General features: G+C 45.3%; 2 protein-coding genes. Both read right to left on the bottom strand.

Going from position 1 to position 3,835, the window contains the following annotated elements:
* Positions 1-79 precede the first annotated feature (79 nt).
* Positions 80-1,519: a BCD family MFS transporter gene (locus tag Q0R35_RS12865; protein ID WP_295618686.1), complete on the bottom strand. Its 1,440-nt coding sequence runs from the start codon at positions 1,517-1,519 to the stop codon at positions 80-82.
* Between the two features lie 162 nt (positions 1,520-1,681).
* Positions 1,682-3,490 (bottom strand): nucleotide exchange factor GrpE, encoded by a 1,809-nt coding sequence (grpE, locus tag Q0R35_RS12870; RefSeq protein WP_295618689.1) that lies wholly within the window; start codon positions 3,488-3,490, stop codon positions 1,682-1,684.
* Positions 3,491-3,835: the final 345 nt, after the last annotated feature.

The following is a 3,835-nucleotide window of genomic DNA, read 5'->3' on the forward strand; positions in this document are numbered from 1 at the left end:
TAAACCCACTGGTAGTTTATTAAATTGCCAGCCCCTCATCTCAAAACACTATTAATGATGTTTCGATCTAAGATGTGAGTTAATCGACATCAGCGGCGATCGCGGCTTTGATGGTATCTTTAGCACTAGTCTGAAACTCGCGGACGTTAACCCTGTCAAGTAAATATACGGCAATAATCATGGCTAAAGCTTGAAGGCTAAATACCAAGCCATAAGCAAGCATCAGGTTTGGTGAGATTAACTTACCGATCGATAACCCTGTACCGCCGATAATGGTTGCCAAACCTTTGGCTAAAGCTTGCGATAATCCCCACGCACCGATGAATGTTCCAGCCGTTTCGGGAACTGTCAGATCTAACATCAGCGAAATCGCGCCAGTCGTTACCAATCCCGAACACATTCCAAATAGTAGTAGAGCTAATTGCAGAAAAACTGCTTTTTGAGTTAAACCTGCGACAATAATCCAGAGCATCGATGCCGCTACTAGCATACAGCCTAACCTGGCTGTTTTCTGTTTGCCCAGCTTGGGAATAAACCAGAATCCCGCCGCACTCAATCCTAACAGAGTTCCGCCACCCCAGTAAGCATTCAGCGAAGCCGTTTGACCGATGGAAAGATTAAAAATATCGCCCCCATAAGTTTCTAGAATCGGATCTTGAATGAATAATCCGAGCGTCATTACGACTAGAAAGGTGAAAAATATTTGAGTTTGGCGACTGGCGGTGAGAATAGCTAGAGCGCGCCCTAACGATAAATGCGAACCTTCATGTGGGGTACTTACTCGACTGGTAAATCGTGAATATTTACGTTCGACTCCCCACGTAGCTACCACCGTTAAGATACAAATGAGTACTGGAATAATTAAAAATAGGCGATTAATTTGAGCTTGAACTTCAAAGATCGTGGCATCGATCGTTAATGACTTTAGCAAAACGCCGATCGTAATCGCTCCAACGATCGTACCACCAATTAACATCGACCAATCGATCGCCACTACTCTCGATCGGTCTTCTTCATCGGTAATATCGACCAGTAGAGTCGCAAACGGTGTCGAACACATACTCACCGATAAGCCATACAGGGCAAAGATCAGCCCCAATAAACCCGCCCAACCGTAAGTTGCCAAAGTCCAACCAGTTAGCTTGAGACTCGCACCCAATTGCCACATTACCTGTACGGCAATTATCGCATTAATCGCCAGTCCCGCAGCTCCCAGCCAGACATAACCAGTCCGATGATAGCCAAATAACGGTTTGGTATCAGAAAGTTGCCCGAAGATTACTCTAGCTGGAGCGACAAACAATGTTAAGGCTAAAATGATGGTCGCGAGTGTACTCGGTACGGCTAATTCTTTAATCAGCACTCGATTGAGTACGCCAAATACCATCACCGACATCATCCCCAGCCCCATCTGGAATAACCCCAGCCGGACGATCGTGAGTAGTTTAACTTTGGGTAAGGCTTTACCATAGCCGTAATTTCGACTTATTTCTGGACTAGATAAATCGCCAGTAGTCATAAAATTAAATATAAAAAACTAAATCTAAGTCTGTTTAATCTAAACCAGATTACTGAGAACTACCACTAAATAGTCACAAAAATTTAGATGCTAGATATTGACTAATTAGATTTTTCGTGCAGTCGATCGAATAGGGCGATGCCTAATTTCGAGAAGTTGGTTTTATCGAAAATTAGCAGCGGTAGCAACTTGAACCTGTGCCAGCCGCAAAACGCGATCGCCGAGTGTATAACCCCGTTTGATTTCATCAATGATGATTCCCGGCGCATATTCGTGAGTGGCAACTTCTCGGATGACTTCGTGTAAATGCGAGTCGAATTTACGACCTTTAGTTTCAGTAACGCGCACGCCAATTTCTTTGATGCTCGATAGCATTTTTGTTTCTAACATCGAATAGCCTTTTTGAATGGCAGCCTCGCGATCGGTTTGGGGTTTAATCGACGTGCGGGCGAGTTCGATGACATCGATAACTGATAATAATTGCAGGGCAATTTCGGCACGAGTTCCGTGTTCTACTTGCGATCGGCTCTGTTTGATGCGCTGCTCGAATTCGTCGGACTCTTGTTGATAATTTTCTAACTCTTTTAATAACTGTTCGCGATCGGTTTGCGCGGCGATCGCTTGTTTTTTCCAGTACAAAGTATTTTCTAAGCTATCGCTGTTATCGATATTAAGCTCGCAGCTATTGGGATAAGTATCGGCAGCCAGAAGCTGATTTTGTAGTAATATCCTCGGTGGAATGCACCGTTTAACTTCTGCAAAGGTGGTTTTACCCTCACAAAAAAGTTTGACACCTAAATCTAAAAACGATCGCATTCCCAGTTCCTGAGCGGCTAAATCGATCGCTTCGGCATCGCCATGTAAAATTGTCGATTTGAGTCGATCGATAATAATTGATACCTCATGAATATCGATCGTCCCGCAATAACCAACGCCCCGACAATTACATAATGTACCTGCTTGTTTCGCCCGCTCGATCTGACTCACGCTCAGGCTATTGGCGCGATAATACGATCGCCGCTCGTTGAGACTGAGGAAAGTACTGCCGATTTGGGCTAATTGACCGCTCTCTGGCTCGTCAGGCAGCCGACAATCGGGGCAGAGCTGTTTGAGCGATTTTTGAGCGATGATGCCAATTGTAGCGGTGTAAAGGTGCGCTGCGGGGATACCTAGCGCGAGGAGATTGGCGATCGCCGCACCTGCGGTGGCAGCCGAAATAGTCGCAAAGACCAGACAACCGCGCGAAACAGCGCGCAAAGCCGCTTGAGCGATCGACAGACTATCGAGTTCGCCGATGGCTAATACATCGGGTTGCTGGCGCAAACAAGTGTCGATGGTTCGCGAAATTGTCTCACCATTAGCATCAGGTGAAATGGTAATTTGTTCGATACCCGGTACGGTACATTTCAACTGTCGATCGATCGCATAAATCAGCCGATCCGATCGCTGAATTTCGGCTAAACTAGCATAAACTGTGGTCGATTTACCACTAGCTTTTTCGCCAACAACTAAAATCAAACCTCGATCGCTATGAATCAATCGCTCGATTTGCTCGAACACTTCACCATTGGGAATAGATCGTTCTAGAGCTAGCGGTGGGTGCTGGGGATAAGTAATTTTAAGAGTGACACTATCGCCAAATTGAGTCGGTAAAGTGGTAAATTCGATTTGTACCCGATCGAGATTAGCAACTTTCTCGAATCTACCGATTTGTGGTGCGGCTGAATTTCTATCGATTCGAGCTAAAGATTTAAGATAATCGATCGTCGGAGCGACAAAATTATCGGGTAAATTCTGGAGTGCTGTTTGCAACGCACCATTCTGACGAATTCTAATCTGGAGCGAACGAGCTTGCGGTTCAAAATAAAGATGCGAAGTCCGATCTGCAATTGCTTTAGCTAAAATGCGCTCGATCGAATTGACGATCGAATTATCTTTATCGGTGGTAAGTCGAGGATCGATCGTAGACAATTTAGCGGCTCCTAAAATCGGGGGACAGATATCTGAACCTCTATTATGTTAGCGACTTTGTGCGATCGACATCCGCCATTCTACTAGGGGAGGGGGAGTAAGGAGTAAGGAGTGTGGGAAGGATCGATAAAGTTTCAATCCAAAATCCCAGTCCCCCGTCCCCCAGTCTCCCCGTACCCAGGGTGGTTTCATACACCGGAAGAAAAATCTTTCAGTTCACTTCAGTGAACTTTGGCTATGAGCAAGGAATTCATTCGAGGGCGGTTGAAGACTAAACACTAGGGTTTTTACATTTTTATTTTCTTGTATGAAACCACCCTGCGTGTTAATCGTACCGTAGGGATA

The sequence above is a fragment of the Chamaesiphon sp. GL140_3_metabinner_50 genome (assembly GCF_025361915.1).
GTDB lineage: Bacteria > Cyanobacteriota > Cyanobacteriia > Cyanobacteriales > Chamaesiphonaceae > Chamaesiphon.